The organism is Mycobacterium branderi, assembly GCF_010728725.1.
GTDB lineage: Bacteria > Actinomycetota > Actinomycetes > Mycobacteriales > Mycobacteriaceae > Mycobacterium > Mycobacterium branderi.
On sequence record NZ_AP022606.1, the window covers coordinates 1,961,466 to 1,975,769 of the forward strand.

Below are 14,304 nucleotides of genomic sequence, written 5' to 3' on the forward strand. Positions count from 1 at the left end.
TTTATTGCTATGCCAAGCGAGGATGCGTTCACACCTTTTGGTCTGCGGTGGAGCCGTGTTTTACTGGCACTAGAACACGTTGCAATGAGGAGCCAGCGATGCCTACCCCTAATCTTGCCCCCGGGTTCGACTTCCTCGATCCTGATGTGAACGTCAAGGGCCTGCCGGTCAAGGAGCTTGCCGAGCTGCGCCGCTCGCAGCCCATCTTCTGGGTGGACGTCCCCGGCGGGACCGGCGGCTTCGGGGACAAGGGCTATTGGGCGATCACCAAGCACAAGGACGTCAAGGAGATCTCCGTCCGCAGCGACGTCTTCTCTTCTCAGCAGGACTGCGCCATCCCGGTCTGGCCGCACACGATGACGCGAGAGCAAATCGACCTGCAACGCAACGTCATGCTCAACATGGACGCGCCGCATCACACCCGGCTGCGCAAGATCATCTCGCGTGGTTTCACGCCGCGCGCCATCGGACGGTTGCGCGACGAACTCGATGCCCGCGCGCAGAACATCGCCAAGACCGCCGCGGCTGCCGGAACAGGTGACTTCGTTGAGCAGGTGTCGTGTGAGCTGCCGTTGCAGGCCATCGCCGGCTTGCTGGGCGTTCCGCAGGATGATCGGGACAAGATCTTCCGCTGGTCCAACGAGATGACGGGCAACGAGGATCCCGAGTACGCCCACATCGACCCGCAGATGTCGTCGGCCGAGCTGATCATGTACGCGATGAAGATGGCCGAGGAGCGCGCCAAGGACCCTGGGGAAGACATTGTCACCCAGTTGATTCAGGCCGACATCGACGGCGAGAAGCTCTCCGACGACGAATTTGGGTTCTTCGTGGTGATGCTTGCGGTCGCCGGCAACGAAACCACCCGCAACTCCATCACGCTCGGCATGATCGCGTTCGCGGAAAACCCCGACCAATGGGAGCTGTTCAAGAGGGAGCGCCCGGAGACGGCGCCCGACGAGATCGTCCGTTGGGCCACCCCGGTCACCGCGTTCCAGCGCACCGCTCTGGAGGACTACGAGCTCTCCGGTGTGCAGATCAAGAAGGGCCAGCGGGTGGTGATGTTCTACCGCTCGGCCAACTTTGACGAAGAAGTCTTCGAGGATCCGTTCACGTTCAACATCCTGCGCAACCCCAATCCGCATGTCGGCTTCGGCGGCACCGGGGCGCACTACTGCATCGGCGCTAACCTGGCCCGGATGACCATCAGCTTGATCTTTAACGCAGTCGCCGACCACATGCCTGACCTCAAACCGCTTTCGACACCCGAGCGGCTGCGGTCCGGGTGGCTTAACGGCATCAAACACTGGCAGGTCGACTACACCGGTAAATGCCCGGTGGTGCACTGATGGATTTCACCCTCGACCCGGCGCAGCAGGCTGTCGCCGACGTGGTCACGTCGGTGCTGGACCGCGATTTGAGCTGGGACGCATTGGTTTCCGGCGGTGTGACGGCGTTGCCGGTGCCGGAACGCCTCGGCGGGGACGGCGTCGGCTTGGCCGAGGTCGCCACGGCACTGACCGAGATCGGCCGCCGCGGCTTCGTCGGGCCCGCCCTGGCCAGCCTCGGACTCGGCGCCGTGCCGCTGCTGGACCTGGCGTCCGACGAACAGCAGGATCGTTACCTCGCCGGCCTGGCCAAGGGATCGATTCTCACGGCGGCGTTCAACGAACCCGGCGCAGCGCTGCCGGAGCGGCCGGCTGTCACGCTGTCCGGTAACCGGTTGTCGGGCACCAAGATCGGTGTCGGGTATGCCGAGCAGGCCGAGTGGATGCTCGTGACGGCCGACAACGCCGTCGTCGTCATCTCCCCGAAAGCCGAGGGTGTGCAACTGGTGCGCACCCCGACCTCCAACGGATCCGACGAGTACGCGGTGACGTTTGTGGATGCACAGGTCGACGGTGTGCTGGACGGGGCGAGCGCGCATCGGGTGAACCAGCTTGCGCTGGCGGCCATCGGTGCTTACGCGGCCGGCCTGGTGGCCGGCGCGTTGCGGCTTACCGCCGACTACGTGGCCAACCGGCACCAGTTCGGCAAGCCGCTCTCGACGTTCCAGACGGTTGCCGCGCAGCTCGCGGAGGTCTACATCGCTTCGCGGACCATCGATTTGGCGTCGACGTCCGTTGTTTGGCGACTGGCGGAGGGCCGCGACGCCGATGACGACCTCGACGTGCTCGGCTACTGGATCACCTCGCAGGCGCCGCCGGTGATGCAGATCTGCCACCACTTGCACGGCGGGATGGGCATGGACATCACCTATCCGATGCCGCGGTACTACTCCACGATCAAGGACCTGACCCGGTTGTTGGGCGGGCCGTCGCATCGCTTAGACCTCGTGGGAGCGCAATGTTCGTAGATCTGACGCCGGAGCAGCGGCAGCTGCAAGCCGAGCTGCGGCAATACTTTTCGAATCTGATCTTGCCCGAAGAGCGCAAGGCGATGGAGTCCGATCGGCACAACGAGGCGTACCGTGCGGTGATCCGGCGGATGGGCCGCGACGGCAAGCTCGGGGTGGGATGGCCAAAGGAGTTCGGCGGCCTGGGTTTCGGCCCGATCGAGCAGCAGATCTTCGTCAACGAAGCCCATCGTGCCGACGTGCCGCTGCCCGCGGTGACGCTGCAGACCGTCGGGCCTACTCTGCAGATGTACGGCAGCGAGATGCAGAAGAAGAAGTTCCTGCCGGCGATCCTGGCCGGTGAGGTGCACTTCGCGATCGGCTACACCGAGCCGGAGGCGGGCACCGACCTGGCGTCGTTGCGCACCACCGCTGTTCGGCACGGCGACGAGTACATCGTCAACGGACAGAAGATCTTCACCACCGGTGCGCACGACGCCGACTACATCTGGCTGGCGTGTCGTACCGACCCGGATGCGGTGAAGCACAAGGGCATTTCGATCCTGATCATCGACACCAAGGATCCCGGTTACTCGTGGACGCCGATCATCCTGTCCGACGGCGCCCACCACACCAATGCCACCTACTACAACGACGTGCGGGTGCCCGCCGACATGCTGGTCGGTGAGGAGAACGGCGGCTGGCGGCTGATCACCACCCAGCTCAACAACGAGCGGGTGATGCTCGGCCCGGCCGGACGGTTCGCCAGCATCTACGACCGCGTCCACGCGTGGGCGTCCAAGCCGGGCGGTAACGGTGTGACGCCGATCGACCACGACGACGTCAAGCGCGCGCTGGGCGAGATTCATTCGATCTGGCGGATCAACGAGTTGCTCAACTGGCAGGTCGCCGCCGCGGGTGAGGACATCAACGTGGCCGACGCCGCTGCCACCAAAGTCTTTGGTACCGAACGGGTTCAGTATGTCGGTCGGCTTGCCGAGGAAATCGTCGGCAGGTACGGCAATCCTGCCGAGCCGGAGACCGCGGAGCTGCTGAGCTGGCTGGACTCCCAGACCAAGCGCAACCTGGTGATCACGTTCGGCGGTGGGGTGAACGAAGTGATGCGGGAAATGATCGCGGCCTCGGGTCTCAAGGTGCCGAGGGTACCGCGATGACCGACATCCAACAGGCCGTCGAGCAAGTGAAGGCGGCCGGTCGCAGCAAGCCGCGCCTGGGCCGGGATCCGGTGAACCTGCCGATGATCCACCACTGGGTCGACGCGATGGGCGATGCGAACCCGATCTACGTCGACGAGGAGGCGGCGAAGGCCGCAGGGCACCCCGGGATCGTCGCGCCGCCGGCGATGATCCAGGTGTGGACGATGATGGGGCTGGGCGGCGTCCGGCCGGACGACGATCCGTTGGGCCGCATTATCGAGTTGTTCGACGACGCAGGCTATGTCGGCGTCGTCGCGACCAACTGCGAGCAGACCTATCACCGGTATTTGCGGCCCGGCGAAGAGGTCAGCGTCAGCGCCGAACTCACCGACGTGATCGGTCCCAAGCAGACGGCGCTGGGCGAAGGGTATTTCATCAACCAGCACATCACCTGGCAGGTCGGCGACGAGGACGTCGCCGAAATGAATTGGCGCATCCTGAAATTCCGTCCACGCGATGCCGACAAGCCGACGGTGCCCGATGACCTCGACCCGGCTGCGATGATGCGACCGTCGTCGTCGAAAGACACGCAGTTCTTCTGGGACGGCGTCAACGCGCACGAATTGCGGATTCAGAAGCGCGCCGACGGCAGTCTGCAGCACCCGCCGGTACCCGCAGTCTGGCAGGACAAAACGGCACCCATCGACTATGTGGTGGCCAGCGGCAAGGGCACCGTGTTCAGCTTCGTGGTGCACCACGCGCCGAAGGTGCCCGGCCGAACGCTGCCGTTCGTCATCGCGCTGGTCGAACTCGAGGAGGGAGTGCGGATGCTCGGCGAGCTGCGCGGGGTCGACCCGTCGCGTGTCGAGATCGGAATGCCGGTGCGGGCAACGTATATCGACTTCCCGGAAACGGAATCGGGGCCTGCCTGGACGCTGTACGCGTGGGAGCCGGACGCATGACAGCGGTAGGCACGACACTGCCGGAGCTCAAGCTGTATGGCGACCCGACGTTCATCGTGTCGACCGCGCTGGCCACCCGAGACTTTCAGGATGTCCACCACGACCGGGACAAGGCGCAGGCCAAGGGCTCCAAAGACATTTTCGTCAACATTCTCACCGATACGGGTCTGGTGCAGCGCTACATCACCGACTGGGCAGGCCCGTCGGCGGTCATCAAGTCGATCGGGTTGCGACTGGGTGTGCCGTGGTATGCCTACGACACCGTGACGTTCTCCGGTGAGGTCACCGCAGTCGATGACGACCTGATCACCGTGAAAGTGGTGGGCCGCAACAGCCTTGGCGACCACGTCATTGCCACCGCTACTTTGGAGGCCCCTGATGTTGTCCGGTAAGGCCGCGATCGTCGGGATCGGCGCCACCGACTTTTCGAAGAACTCCGGGCGCAGCGAGTTGCGCTTGGCGGCCGAGGCAGTCCAAGACGCGCTCGACGATGCCGGGCTGAGTCCTTCCGATGTCGACGGGCTGACCACCTTCACGATGGACACCAACACCGAGGTGGCCGTCGCCCGGGCGGCCGGAATCGGTGAGCTGAAGTTCTTCTCGAAGATCCACTATGGCGGCGGCGCGGCGTGCGCAACCATCCAGCAGGCCGCGATGGCTGTCGCCACCGGGGTCGCGGATTGTGTTGTCGCTTACCGCGCGTTCAACGAACGCTCTGGCATGCGGTTCGGCCAGGTGCAGACCCGGCTGACCGAGAACGCCGACTCCACCGGCGTCGACAACTCGTTCTCGTATCCGCACGGCCTGTCCACACCCGCGGCGCAGGTAGCGATGATCGCCAAGCGCTACATGCATCTGTCGGGTGCAACCAGCCGCGACTTCGGCGCCATCTCGGTGGCCGACCGCAAGCACGCAGCCAAGAATCCCAAGGCCTACTTCTACGAAAAGCCGATCACCATTGAGGATCACCAGAATTCGCGGTGGATCGCCGAGCCGCTGCGGCTGCTGGACTGCTGCCAGGAGACCGACGGCGCGGTCGCGATCGTGGTGACGTCGGTCGAGCGGGCGAAGGACCTCAAGCACCGGCCGGCAGTTATCGAGGCCGCGGCGCAGGGCTCCAGCCCCGACCAGTACACGATGGTCAGCTACTACCGGCCCGAGCTCGATGGCCTGCCCGAGATGGGTCTCGTCGGCAAGCAGCTGTGGGCGCAATCGGGACTCAAGCCTGCGGACATCCAAACCGCCGTGCTCTACGACCATTTCACGCCGTTCACGCTGATCCAGTTGGAGGAGTTGGGTTTCTGCGGCTGGGGAGAGGCCAAGGACTTTATCGCCGACGGCGCGATCGAGATCGGCGGACGGCTGCCGATCAACACGCACGGCGGGCAGCTCGGCGAGGCGTACATTCACGGCATGAACGGAATCGCCGAGGGTGTGCGGCAATTGCGCGGCACCTCGGTGAACCAGGTCGACGGCGTCGAGCACGTGCTCGTGACGGCCGGCACTGGTGTGCCCACGTCGGGCCTGATCCTGGGCTGACCCCCGCTTTCGGCCGAGCGTGAACTTAGGTTCACACTGGCGGTTAAGTGTGAACCTAAGCTCACATTCGACGGGTGAAGTGACGCTCCGTGCGGCTTGTGCGAGTCTGCCGCGATGGCGGGACCATTCATCGGCAGCGAGGCCCTCTCGGCGGGCGCGTTGACCAAGGGTCAGCTGACTGCATGCCACACGCGGCTGTTTCGAAATGTCTATGTTGCCAAAGACATCGACATCACCGCCGCCGACCGTGCCAAGGCGGCGTGGCTGTGGTCGCGACGGCGCGGCGTGGTCGCGGGCTTCTCGGCGGCGGCACTCCATGGCAGCGAATGGGTGGATGCTGCAGAACCCGCCGAACTCATCCACGACAACCGCCATCGGCTGCCCGGGCTGCACGTACGTAGTGATCGTCTGCTGCCCGACGAAATCCAGATAGTGGGCGGTGTGCCCGTGACCACCCCTGCCCGGACAGCGGTTGATTTGGCCTGCTGGCATCCAACAATCCCGGCCGTGGCCGGCATTGACGCACTGGCTCGGGCCGCCGAGATCAAAGACGTAGATGTGCAGGCAATCCTGCGGCGCTCCAGTGGTCGCCGCGGGATTGCACGCGGGAAGGCGTCACTCGATCTGGTCGATGCCGGCGCAGAGTCGCCGAAGGAAAGCTGGCTGCGTGTCATCCTGATTCAGGCAGGGCTACCCAGACCGCAGACCCAAATTCTGGTCCACGACGACTTCGGGGACGTGTTCGCCCGCCTTGACATGGGGTGGCCCAAGGTGAAGGTGGCTGCCGAGTACGACGGCGAACAGCATCGCAAAGACCGCATCCGCTACAACTGGGATGTCAAACGCCAGGAGAAGCTACACCGCTGCGGCTGGATCGTCATTCGGGTGCTGGCCGGTGACCGAGAACCGGACATCATCCGTCGGGTCCGCACCGCGTTAGCCCAACGAGCGTGAACCTAACTTCGCGCTCGGCGGCAAAGCTAGGCGGTGACCAATTCGACGCCGGACAATGCGGCGCTGCCATCGCGTTCGGGCACCACCACGTCGCCTACGACGCGACCGTCGTCGCGCCACAGCCGCGCCAGCAACGTCTCACCGGGAAACACCACGCCCGCGAAGCGCGCACCGTAGGAGGCCACCCGGCTGACGTCGCTGTCCAGACAGGCGTCGACGATCGCCTTACAGGTGATGCCGAAGGTGCACAGCCCGTGCAGGATCGGCTTAGGAAAGCCTGCGGCAGCGGCGAATTCAGGATCGGAGTGCAGCGGATTGCGGTCCCCGCACAGTCGGTAGAGCAGCGCCTGCTGCGGCAGCGTCGGAAGCTCCAGCTCCACATCCGGTGCCCGCTCGGGCGCGGCAACCGACGTTGACGGTCCGCGCTCACCGCCGAATCCGCCTTCGCCGCGGGCGAAAATCGAGCGTCGCTGCGTCCACAGCGGCGACCCGTCCAAGGCGGTCACCGACGTTTCCAGCACGACGACCGCGGCCTTGCCCTTGTCCCACACCTCGACGATCCGGCTCACGGCGCGGGCACTGCCCGACGGCGGCAACGGCGCAGGCACGCTCACCTGCTCGGAGGCGTGCAGAATTTTGGCGAGGTCGATGTCGACGCCCGGCCAACTGACCTTCGGCGGCTCGATGTCGTTGAAGGACGCCGCCACGCAGCCGAAGGTGGGCAGCACCTGCGGCTTGTGATCTATCACGTAGCTCAACTCGCGGGGATCAAGCGGGTCTGCGCCCGCCCCCAGCGCGAGGTTGTAGAGCTGCACATTGCTTGCTGTCCACGAGAATTCGACGTCGCCGAACTCGGCGCCCAGCGCGACGTCCGGATTGATCGGCATGTCAGGCCTCCCCTGCGATGTGTAGCGCCGCCAGGTACCCGAACGTCATCGCCGGGCCGATGGTTCCACCCGGACCGGGATAGGTGTGTCCCATCACCGGAGCACTGACATTGCCTGCGGCGTAAAGGCCTTCGATGACGCTGCCGTCGTCGCGCAATGCCCGCCCGTGCACGTCGGTGCGGATGCCACCCTTGGTGCCCAGGTCGCCGGGGACCATCTTGGCGGCGTAGTACGGCGGATGGCTGATCTCGCCAAGGTTCGGGTTGGGCTTGTTGGTCGGGTCGCCGTAATAGCGGTCGTAGGCGCTTTCGCCCCGGTGGTAGTCCTCGTCGACACCCGAGCGTGCAAAGCCGTTGAAGCGCTGCACCGTGGCGACGAACTCGTCGGCGGGCAGGCCCGCTTTGGCGGCCAATTCCGCCAAACTGGGGGCCTGGATGATCACGCCGGATTCCAACCACTTGCGCGGAATGCGCTGTCCCGGCTGCAAACCGGCGAAGATGTAGCGGTCTCGGTACTGCTGGTCGAAGATCAGCCAGGCCGGAATGTTTTCTCCCGGGCCGGGCCCCTGGCCGTATTCCCCGCCGTACATGTGATGGCACGCTTCGACGTAGGGCATCGACTCGTTCATGAATCGCTTACCGGACATGTTGACGATGATCGAGCCCGGCGAGTTGCGCTCCGACAAGGCGAACCATGGTGCACCCACCAGCGGAACCGTGGGTCCCCACCATGCGTCTTCCATCAGTTCCAAAGTGGCACCGAGCTTTTCGGCGGCCAGAATCCCGTCGCCCGTGTTGGCCGCGGCGCCCACGGTCCACTCGGTGGTGATCGGCGCACGCTGGTACTTGACCCGCATCTGCTCGTTGTGCTCGAAACCACCGCAGGCCAGGATCACTCCGCGCCGAGCCAGGATCAGCTCGCCGTCGTTGACGTAAACCCCGCGCACCGCGCCGTTCTCGACATAGAGATCGGTCAGGGCCGTGTTGAGCTGAACCGGAACGCCGGCCTGCCGCAGCCCGATTCGGAGCGGGGCAATCAACGCGCGGCCCATCCCGACGAGGTTCTTACCGGTGGCCTTGGCCCACATCGTGCGTGCGCCCACCTTCAGGCTGCGCAGTACGCCGCGGGGATGCCGCTTCAGCTGGTTCAGGCGCACGTAATCCTGCTGCATCACAACCACATTCAAAGGCACCTTGCCGTACGGCGGCTCCAGCCCGGGCAGATCAGGCCCGAGCTTGTTGGCGTCGAACGGTTTCGGCTCGATAGAACGGCCCGTGGGCTTGCCCCCCGGGGCTTCCGGGTAGTAGTCGGAGTAGCCGGGCACCCAGCACATCTTCAACGGGGTGTGCTTGAGCACGAACGAGAGCATCTCCGGCCCACGCTGCAGGTAGGTGTCGATGCGCTCGGGTTCGACGATGTTGCCGATGATGCCGTGCAGATAGGTGCGGGCGGCGTCCGGCGTGTCCTTGACGCCGTCGCGTTCGAGGACCTCGTTGTTCGGAATCCAGACGCCGCCGCCCGAGCGCGCGGTAGATCCGCCGTAATGGCCGGCCTTCTCGATGACTATTGTCTTAAGACCTCGGTGGGCGGCGGTGAGGGCAGCAACCATGCCGGCGCCGCCACTTCCGACCACGACGACGTCGAACTCCTGAGCTGTCATGTAGAACACGTTATAGAATTGCCCGGGTCGGGCGCTACTGGCCCGGTCACACCGACGAGGGGACTTCGGGAAATGCTCACCGTCCAGGCCCGCGAGCAGCTGGCCGCCGACCTGGCGCAGGCCGAGCGCAGCCGTCGGCCGATCGCACCGCTGACGGCGGCGCACCCGGAGATCGACGTCGTCGACGCCTACGAGATCCAGTTGATCAACATCCGTCAGCGGGTGGCCGAAGGCGCGAGGGTGGTCGGCCACAAGGTGGGTCTCTCGTCGGAGGCCATGCAAAAGATGATGGGCGTCGACGAACCCGACTACGGCCACCTGCTCGATGAGATGCAGGTCTTCGAGGACAAGCCGGTCAAGGTCGCCAACTACCTCTACCCGCGGGTGGAGGTCGAGGTCGGGTTCATCCTGGGCGACGACCTGCCCGGCGCGGGGTGCACCGAGAACGACGTGCTGCAGGCGACGGCCGCGTTCGCCCCGGCGATCGAGTTGATCGACACCCGCATCACCGACTGGAAGATCGCGCTGTGCGACACGATCGCCGACAACGCCTCTTCGGCGGGGTTCGTGCTGGGCAAAGAACGGGTGTCGCCCAAGGACATCGACATCACAAGCATCGACGCGGTGCTGACCCGCAACGGCGAGGTGGTGGCCAAGGGCCGCAGCGACGCGGTGCTGGGCAACCCGGTCACCGCCGTGGCGTGGTTGTCCCGCAAGGTGGAAAGTTTTGGTGTGCGGCTGCGAAAAGGTGACATCGTGTTACCCGGCTCGTGCACCCGGGCCTTCGATGCCGGGCCCGGCGACAACTTCGTCGCCGAGTTCGCCGGCCTAGGGTCCGTCCGGCTGTCGTTCGAATAACGGAGCGATCGCAAGCGCGGCGAAGCCGGGCGCAGCGGGTCGTGACCATTTGGAAGGAGCAGACACATGCCGTCCAAGGCTTCAGTGGCGATCGTCGGATCGGGCAATATCAGCACCGACCTGCTGTACAAACTGCTGCGGTCCGACTGGCTCGAGCCACGCTGGATGGTGGGCATCGACCCAGAAAGCGAAGGTCTGGCGCGGGCCCGCAAACTCGGCCTGGAGACCACTCATGAAGGGGTCGACTGGCTGCTGGCTCAGCCCGACAAACCCGACCTGCTCTTCGAGGCGACCAGCGCCTACGTGCACAAGGCCGCGGCACCCAAATACGCCGAGGCCGGCATCCGGGCCATCGACCTGACCCCGGCCGCCGTCGGCCCGGCGGTCATCCCGCCCGCAAACTTAAGGGAGCACCTGGACGCCCCGAACGTGAACATGATCACCTGCGGCGGGCAGGCGACCATCCCGATCGTCTATGCGGTGAGCCGCGTCGTCGAGGTGCCGTATGCCGAGATCGTCGCGTCGGTGGCAAGCGTGTCGGCCGGCCCGGGCACTCGCGCCAACATCGACGAATTCACCAAGACCACCGCCCGCGGCGTGGAAACCATCGGCGGCGCGCAAAAAGGCAAGGCGATCATCATCCTCAACCCGGCCGACCCGCCGATGATCATGCGCGACACCATCTTCTGCGCGATCCCCGAGGACGCCGACCGCGACGCGATCGCCCAGTCGATTCACGACGTCGTCAACGAGGTGCAGACCTACGTGCCCGGCTACCGGCTGCTCAACGAGCCACAGTTCGACGACCCGTCGCTCAACTCCGGCGGCCAGGCCCTGGTCACCACATTCATCGAGGTCGAAGGCGCCGGCGATTACCTGCCGCCGTATGCGGGCAACCTCGACATCATGACGGCGGCCGCGACCAAGGTCGGCGAAGAGATCGCCAAGGAAACCCTGTCAGTGGCAGGAGGCACACGATGACCAGCATTTGGGACGTCCGGATCACGGACACCAGCCTGCGCGACGGCTCCCACCACAAACGCCACCAGTTCACCAAGGACGAAGTGCACGCCATTGTCGCCGCGCTCGACGCCGCCGGGGTGCCGGTGATCGAGGTGACTCACGGCGACGGCCTGGGTGGATCGAGCTTCAACTACGGCTTCTCCAAGACCCCCGAGCAGGAGCTGATCAAGCTGGCGGCCGAGACCGCCAAAGAGGCCAGGATCGCGTTCCTGATGCTGCCCGGGGTGGGCACCAAGGACGACATCAAAGAGGCGCAGGACAACGGCGGCTCGATCTGCCGGATCGCCACCCACTGCACCGAGGCCGACGTGTCGATCCAGCACTTCGGGCTGGCCCGCGAGCTGGGCCTGGAAACCGTCGGCTTCTTGATGATGGCCCACACCATCCCGCCGGAGAAGCTGGCGGCGCAGGCCCGCATCATGGCCGACGCCGGCTGCCAGTGCGTCTACGTCGTGGACTCCGCGGGCGCGCTGGTCCTTGAGGGCGTGCGCGACCGGGTCGCTGCGCTGGTGGCAGAGCTTGGCGACGACGCCCAGGTCGGTTTCCACGGGCACGAGAACCTCGGGCTCGGCGTCGCCAACAGTGTCGAAGCCGTGCGGGCGGGCGCCAAGCAGATCGACGGCAGCTGCCGACGGTTCGGTGCCGGGGCGGGTAACGCGCCCGTCGAGGCGCTCATCGGGGTGTTCGACAAGATCGGGGTCAAGACCGGCATCGACTTCTTCGACATCGCCGACGCCGCCGAGGACGTCGTGCGCCCGGCGATGCCGGCGGAATGCCTGCTTGACCGCAACGCGCTGATCATGGGCTACTCCGGGGTGTACTCGAGCTTCCTCAAGCACGCCGTCCGCCAATCCGAACGCTACGGCGTGCCGGCCCACGAGCTGCTGCACCGGGCCGGTCAGCGCAAACTGATCGGCGGGCAGGAGGACCAGCTCATCGACATCGCACTGGAGATCAAGCGCGAGCAGGCCGGCGCCGCCACGCGCTAGGAGCTTGTTTGGGGTCGTGCCTGCGGGTACGACTGAGGACTATGTCCACCGCGCTTCTCGGCAGCGCGCTGAGTTTGATCGCATCGGTGATGATCGTGCCGACGGCAAACGCGGCACCTGCCCCCTGCAGCGCCAGCGCGATGGCCGCCGCATCGGGATCGGTGTCGACCTCTGTGAGCTCGTATCTCGACAACCATCCCGACGTCAACCAGGCGCTGACCGACATCGTCAACCAGCCGCCGATACAGGCCAGAACGTCGTTCCGCAGCTACTTCAACGACCACCCGGAGGTAGCCAACGACCTGCGCGGGCTGCGAGGTCCGCTCAATGCGCTCGACGGGTGTGGATACCAGATCGCACCGTCGCAATTGGCCGCGGCGCTGCAGTCACTCTGAGCTACCTCTCAGGAGCGGGCGGTACCGTCGGAGGGTGAACCGCAAAGAAGGAGCAATCCGATGTCCATGACTGCCAAGACTGCCGCCGGCCTGTTGGGTGTCATCGCCTCCGCGGTCATCGCGGTGCCGGTAGCCCAGGCGGATCCCCCGTGCAATCAGACCGTCGGTAACTCCATTGACCAGTACCTGCAGCGGCATCCTGACCTCCACGCGCAGCTGCAGGCCAGGGCGACGGCGGAAGGCGACAACGGCAACGTCATCGAATACCTCAATCGTCACCCGGATGTCCGGCAGCATCTGATCGACCTGTCGCAGCAGTGCGCGCCGTAGTGAGTCGGCCTCGTCTTTGAACGCCGGGGCTGACGCCCGGAATGTTCGCCCATTGACGAAAAATAGAACACGTTCTAGCGTCTAGGCGTGTTCTCGCAGCAGCTCACCGATGCCATCGCCGAGGCCGAGAAACTCGTCGCTTCCGCCCCGCACATCGAAACCGAAGCCGACCTGCTCGAAGGGTTGCAGTACCTGGCCGGCTGTGTCGCGGCCTGCACCCATCTGGCTTTCGACTACGAACGCGATCACCCGTTCCTGCTCTCCGGCACCGGGCCCTTCACCAAAATGGGGCTGGACAATCCGGACACCCTGTACTTCGGCTGCCGGGTCCACGCCGACCACGACTACCTGATCACCGGCACCCGCGGCACCACCACCGATCTGAGCTTCCAACTTCTCGGCGGCGAGTACACCGACGACAACGTTCCCGCCAGCCAGGCCGCCTTCGACGACCGCGAACTCGACATCGCCGACGACGGCACGTTCGAGTGGCGGGTGCGGCCCACCAGCCCGGGGCAACTGGTGATCCGCGAGGTCTACGGCGACTGGTCACAACAACGCGGCACGGTAGCCATCTCCCGGCTGGACACCGCCGGCACCGCGCCGCCGCCTCTGAGCCGGGCAACCATCGAAAAGCGTTACGCCACAGCGGGAAAGCAACTTGTGCAGCGGGTGAAGACCTGGCTGCAGTTCCCGCAGTGGTTCTACCTGAACATCCCGGTCAACACGATGGTGCCGCCGCGGCTGACACCTGGCGGGCTGGCGACCCAGTATTCGTCGGCGGGCCATTTCGATCTACAGCCGGACCAGGCGCTGGTGATCACACTGCCGGTGACCGACGCGCCGTACCTCGGCTTCCAGTTGGGCAGCATGTGGTACATCTCGCTGGACTACATCAACCACCAGACGTCGCTGAATGCGACTCAGGCTCAGGCAGATCCGGACGGCAAGATTCGCATTGTCGTGGCTGACCAGAATCCGGGAGTAACCAACTGGGTGGAGACACTGGGGCACCGGCGTGGTTTCCTGCAGTTCCGCTGGCAGCGGGTGTCGCGTCAGCTGACTGATGCCGACGGGCCGAGTGTCGAGCTGGTCGACGTGGACGCGGTGCCGGCCGCACTGCCGTACTACGAGCAGAACAAGATTTCCGAGGACGCTTGGCGTGAGCGAATTGCGCAGCGCCAGAAGCAAATCGCCAACAGAATGCTGGGGTAG

The 14,304-nt window shown here is 65.3% G+C and carries 15 protein-coding genes; 13 read left to right on the forward strand and 2 right to left on the reverse strand.

The annotated features are described in order from the left end of the window. Positions 1-98: 98 nt before the first annotated feature. The 7 genes from G6N47_RS10120 (at position 99) to G6N47_RS10150 (ending at position 6,947) form a co-directional block, all read left to right on the forward strand. Positions 99-1,349, forward strand: coding sequence for a cytochrome P450 (locus G6N47_RS10120; RefSeq protein WP_083131083.1), 1,251 nt, complete (start codon positions 99-101; stop codon positions 1,347-1,349). Continuing rightward, positions 1,349-2,356 (forward strand): acyl-CoA dehydrogenase family protein, encoded by a 1,008-nt coding sequence (locus G6N47_RS10125; protein ID WP_083131244.1) that lies wholly within the window; start codon positions 1,349-1,351, stop codon positions 2,354-2,356. The genes G6N47_RS10120 and G6N47_RS10125 overlap by 1 nt, the downstream gene beginning before the upstream one ends. Next, a complete protein-coding gene (gene fadE29 / locus G6N47_RS10130) occupies positions 2,347-3,510 on the forward strand; it encodes an acyl-CoA dehydrogenase FadE29 (RefSeq protein ID WP_083131082.1) in 1,164 nt (387 codons plus the stop codon). The genes G6N47_RS10125 and fadE29 overlap by 10 nt, the downstream gene beginning before the upstream one ends. Further along, entirely contained in the window at positions 3,507-4,454 is a 948-nt protein-coding gene (locus tag G6N47_RS10135) for a bifunctional MaoC family dehydratase N-terminal/OB-fold nucleic acid binding domain-containing protein (RefSeq protein ID WP_083131081.1), read from the forward strand. The genes fadE29 and G6N47_RS10135 overlap by 4 nt, the downstream gene beginning before the upstream one ends. After that, the gene (locus G6N47_RS29300; protein ID WP_083131080.1) at positions 4,451-4,846 is read left to right on the forward strand and encodes a MaoC family dehydratase; all 396 of its coding nucleotides are present in this window, start codon (positions 4,451-4,453) and stop codon (positions 4,844-4,846) included. Before G6N47_RS10135 ends, G6N47_RS29300 begins: the two co-directional genes overlap by 4 nt. After that, positions 4,833-5,993, forward strand: coding sequence for a lipid-transfer protein (locus G6N47_RS10145; RefSeq protein ID WP_083131079.1), 1,161 nt, complete (start codon positions 4,833-4,835; stop codon positions 5,991-5,993). The genes G6N47_RS29300 and G6N47_RS10145 overlap by 14 nt, the downstream gene beginning before the upstream one ends. Before the next feature lie 114 nt (positions 5,994-6,107). Continuing rightward, the gene (locus G6N47_RS10150) at positions 6,108-6,947 is read left to right on the forward strand and encodes a type IV toxin-antitoxin system AbiEi family antitoxin (protein ID WP_083131078.1); all 840 of its coding nucleotides are present in this window, start codon (positions 6,108-6,110) and stop codon (positions 6,945-6,947) included. Between the two features lie 26 nt (positions 6,948-6,973). Here G6N47_RS10150 and G6N47_RS10155 read toward each other — a convergent pair whose 3' ends face one another. Then, positions 6,974-7,834: a MaoC/PaaZ C-terminal domain-containing protein gene (locus tag G6N47_RS10155; RefSeq protein ID WP_083131077.1), complete on the reverse strand. Its 861-nt coding sequence runs from the start codon at positions 7,832-7,834 to the stop codon at positions 6,974-6,976. Position 7,835: 1 nt separating this feature from the next. Further along, positions 7,836-9,494 carry a 3-oxosteroid 1-dehydrogenase gene (gene kstD, locus G6N47_RS10160; RefSeq protein ID WP_083131243.1) on the reverse strand — a complete coding sequence of 553 codons (1,659 nt, stop codon included), beginning with the start codon at positions 9,492-9,494 and terminating at the stop codon, positions 7,836-7,838. Positions 9,495-9,566: 72 nt separating this feature from the next. On the opposite strand from kstD, the gene G6N47_RS10165 reads away from it, so the two are divergent. From G6N47_RS10165 to G6N47_RS10190, 6 genes are all read left to right on the forward strand, one after another. Beyond that, positions 9,567-10,352, forward strand: a complete 786-nt coding sequence (locus G6N47_RS10165; protein ID WP_083131076.1) for a 2-keto-4-pentenoate hydratase — start codon at positions 9,567-9,569, stop codon at positions 10,350-10,352. Between the two features lie 66 nt (positions 10,353-10,418). Continuing rightward, positions 10,419-11,333, forward strand: a complete 915-nt coding sequence (locus G6N47_RS10170; RefSeq protein ID WP_083131075.1) for an acetaldehyde dehydrogenase (acetylating) — start codon at positions 10,419-10,421, stop codon at positions 11,331-11,333. After that, positions 11,330-12,364 carry a 4-hydroxy-2-oxovalerate aldolase gene (gene dmpG / locus G6N47_RS10175; RefSeq protein ID WP_083131074.1) on the forward strand — a complete coding sequence of 345 codons (1,035 nt, stop codon included), beginning with the start codon at positions 11,330-11,332 and terminating at the stop codon, positions 12,362-12,364. The genes G6N47_RS10170 and dmpG overlap by 4 nt, the downstream gene beginning before the upstream one ends. Positions 12,365-12,405: 41 nt before the next feature. After that, on the forward strand, positions 12,406-12,759 hold the full coding sequence (locus tag G6N47_RS10180) for a hemophore-related protein (RefSeq protein ID WP_083131073.1): 354 nt from the start codon (positions 12,406-12,408) through the stop codon (positions 12,757-12,759). 60 nt (positions 12,760-12,819) lie between these two features. Next, entirely contained in the window at positions 12,820-13,089 is a 270-nt protein-coding gene (locus G6N47_RS10185) for a hypothetical protein (protein ID WP_062538504.1), read from the forward strand. Between the two features lie 87 nt (positions 13,090-13,176). Next, positions 13,177-14,304: a hypothetical protein gene (locus G6N47_RS10190; RefSeq protein WP_083131072.1), complete on the forward strand. Its 1,128-nt coding sequence runs from the start codon at positions 13,177-13,179 to the stop codon at positions 14,302-14,304.

Excerpts from the sequence above, each read along its gene's own strand:
- G6N47_RS10120 (WP_083131083.1), top strand. The coding sequence starts at position 99 with ATGCCTACCCCTAATCTTGCCCCCGGGTTCGACTTCCTCGATCCTGAT.
- G6N47_RS10125 (WP_083131244.1), top strand. The coding sequence starts at position 1,349 with ATGGATTTCACCCTCGACCCGGCGCAGCAGGCTGTCGCCGACGTGGTC.
- fadE29 (WP_083131082.1), top strand. The coding sequence starts at position 2,347 with ATGTTCGTAGATCTGACGCCGGAGCAGCGGCAGCTGCAAGCCGAGCTG.
- G6N47_RS10135 (WP_083131081.1), top strand. The coding sequence starts at position 3,507 with ATGACCGACATCCAACAGGCCGTCGAGCAAGTGAAGGCGGCCGGTCGC.
- G6N47_RS29300 (WP_083131080.1), top strand. The coding sequence starts at position 4,451 with ATGACAGCGGTAGGCACGACACTGCCGGAGCTCAAGCTGTATGGCGAC.
- G6N47_RS10145 (WP_083131079.1), top strand. The coding sequence starts at position 4,833 with ATGTTGTCCGGTAAGGCCGCGATCGTCGGGATCGGCGCCACCGACTTT.
- G6N47_RS10150 (WP_083131078.1), top strand. The coding sequence starts at position 6,108 with ATGGCGGGACCATTCATCGGCAGCGAGGCCCTCTCGGCGGGCGCGTTG.
- G6N47_RS10155 (WP_083131077.1), bottom strand. The coding sequence starts at position 7,834 with ATGCCGATCAATCCGGACGTCGCGCTGGGCGCCGAGTTCGGCGACGTC.
- kstD (WP_083131243.1), bottom strand. The coding sequence starts at position 9,494 with ATGACAGCTCAGGAGTTCGACGTCGTCGTGGTCGGAAGTGGCGGCGCC.
- G6N47_RS10165 (WP_083131076.1), top strand. The coding sequence starts at position 9,567 with ATGCTCACCGTCCAGGCCCGCGAGCAGCTGGCCGCCGACCTGGCGCAG.
- G6N47_RS10170 (WP_083131075.1), top strand. The coding sequence starts at position 10,419 with ATGCCGTCCAAGGCTTCAGTGGCGATCGTCGGATCGGGCAATATCAGC.
- dmpG (WP_083131074.1), top strand. The coding sequence starts at position 11,330 with ATGACCAGCATTTGGGACGTCCGGATCACGGACACCAGCCTGCGCGAC.
- G6N47_RS10180 (WP_083131073.1), top strand. The coding sequence starts at position 12,406 with ATGTCCACCGCGCTTCTCGGCAGCGCGCTGAGTTTGATCGCATCGGTG.
- G6N47_RS10185 (WP_062538504.1), top strand. The coding sequence starts at position 12,820 with ATGTCCATGACTGCCAAGACTGCCGCCGGCCTGTTGGGTGTCATCGCC.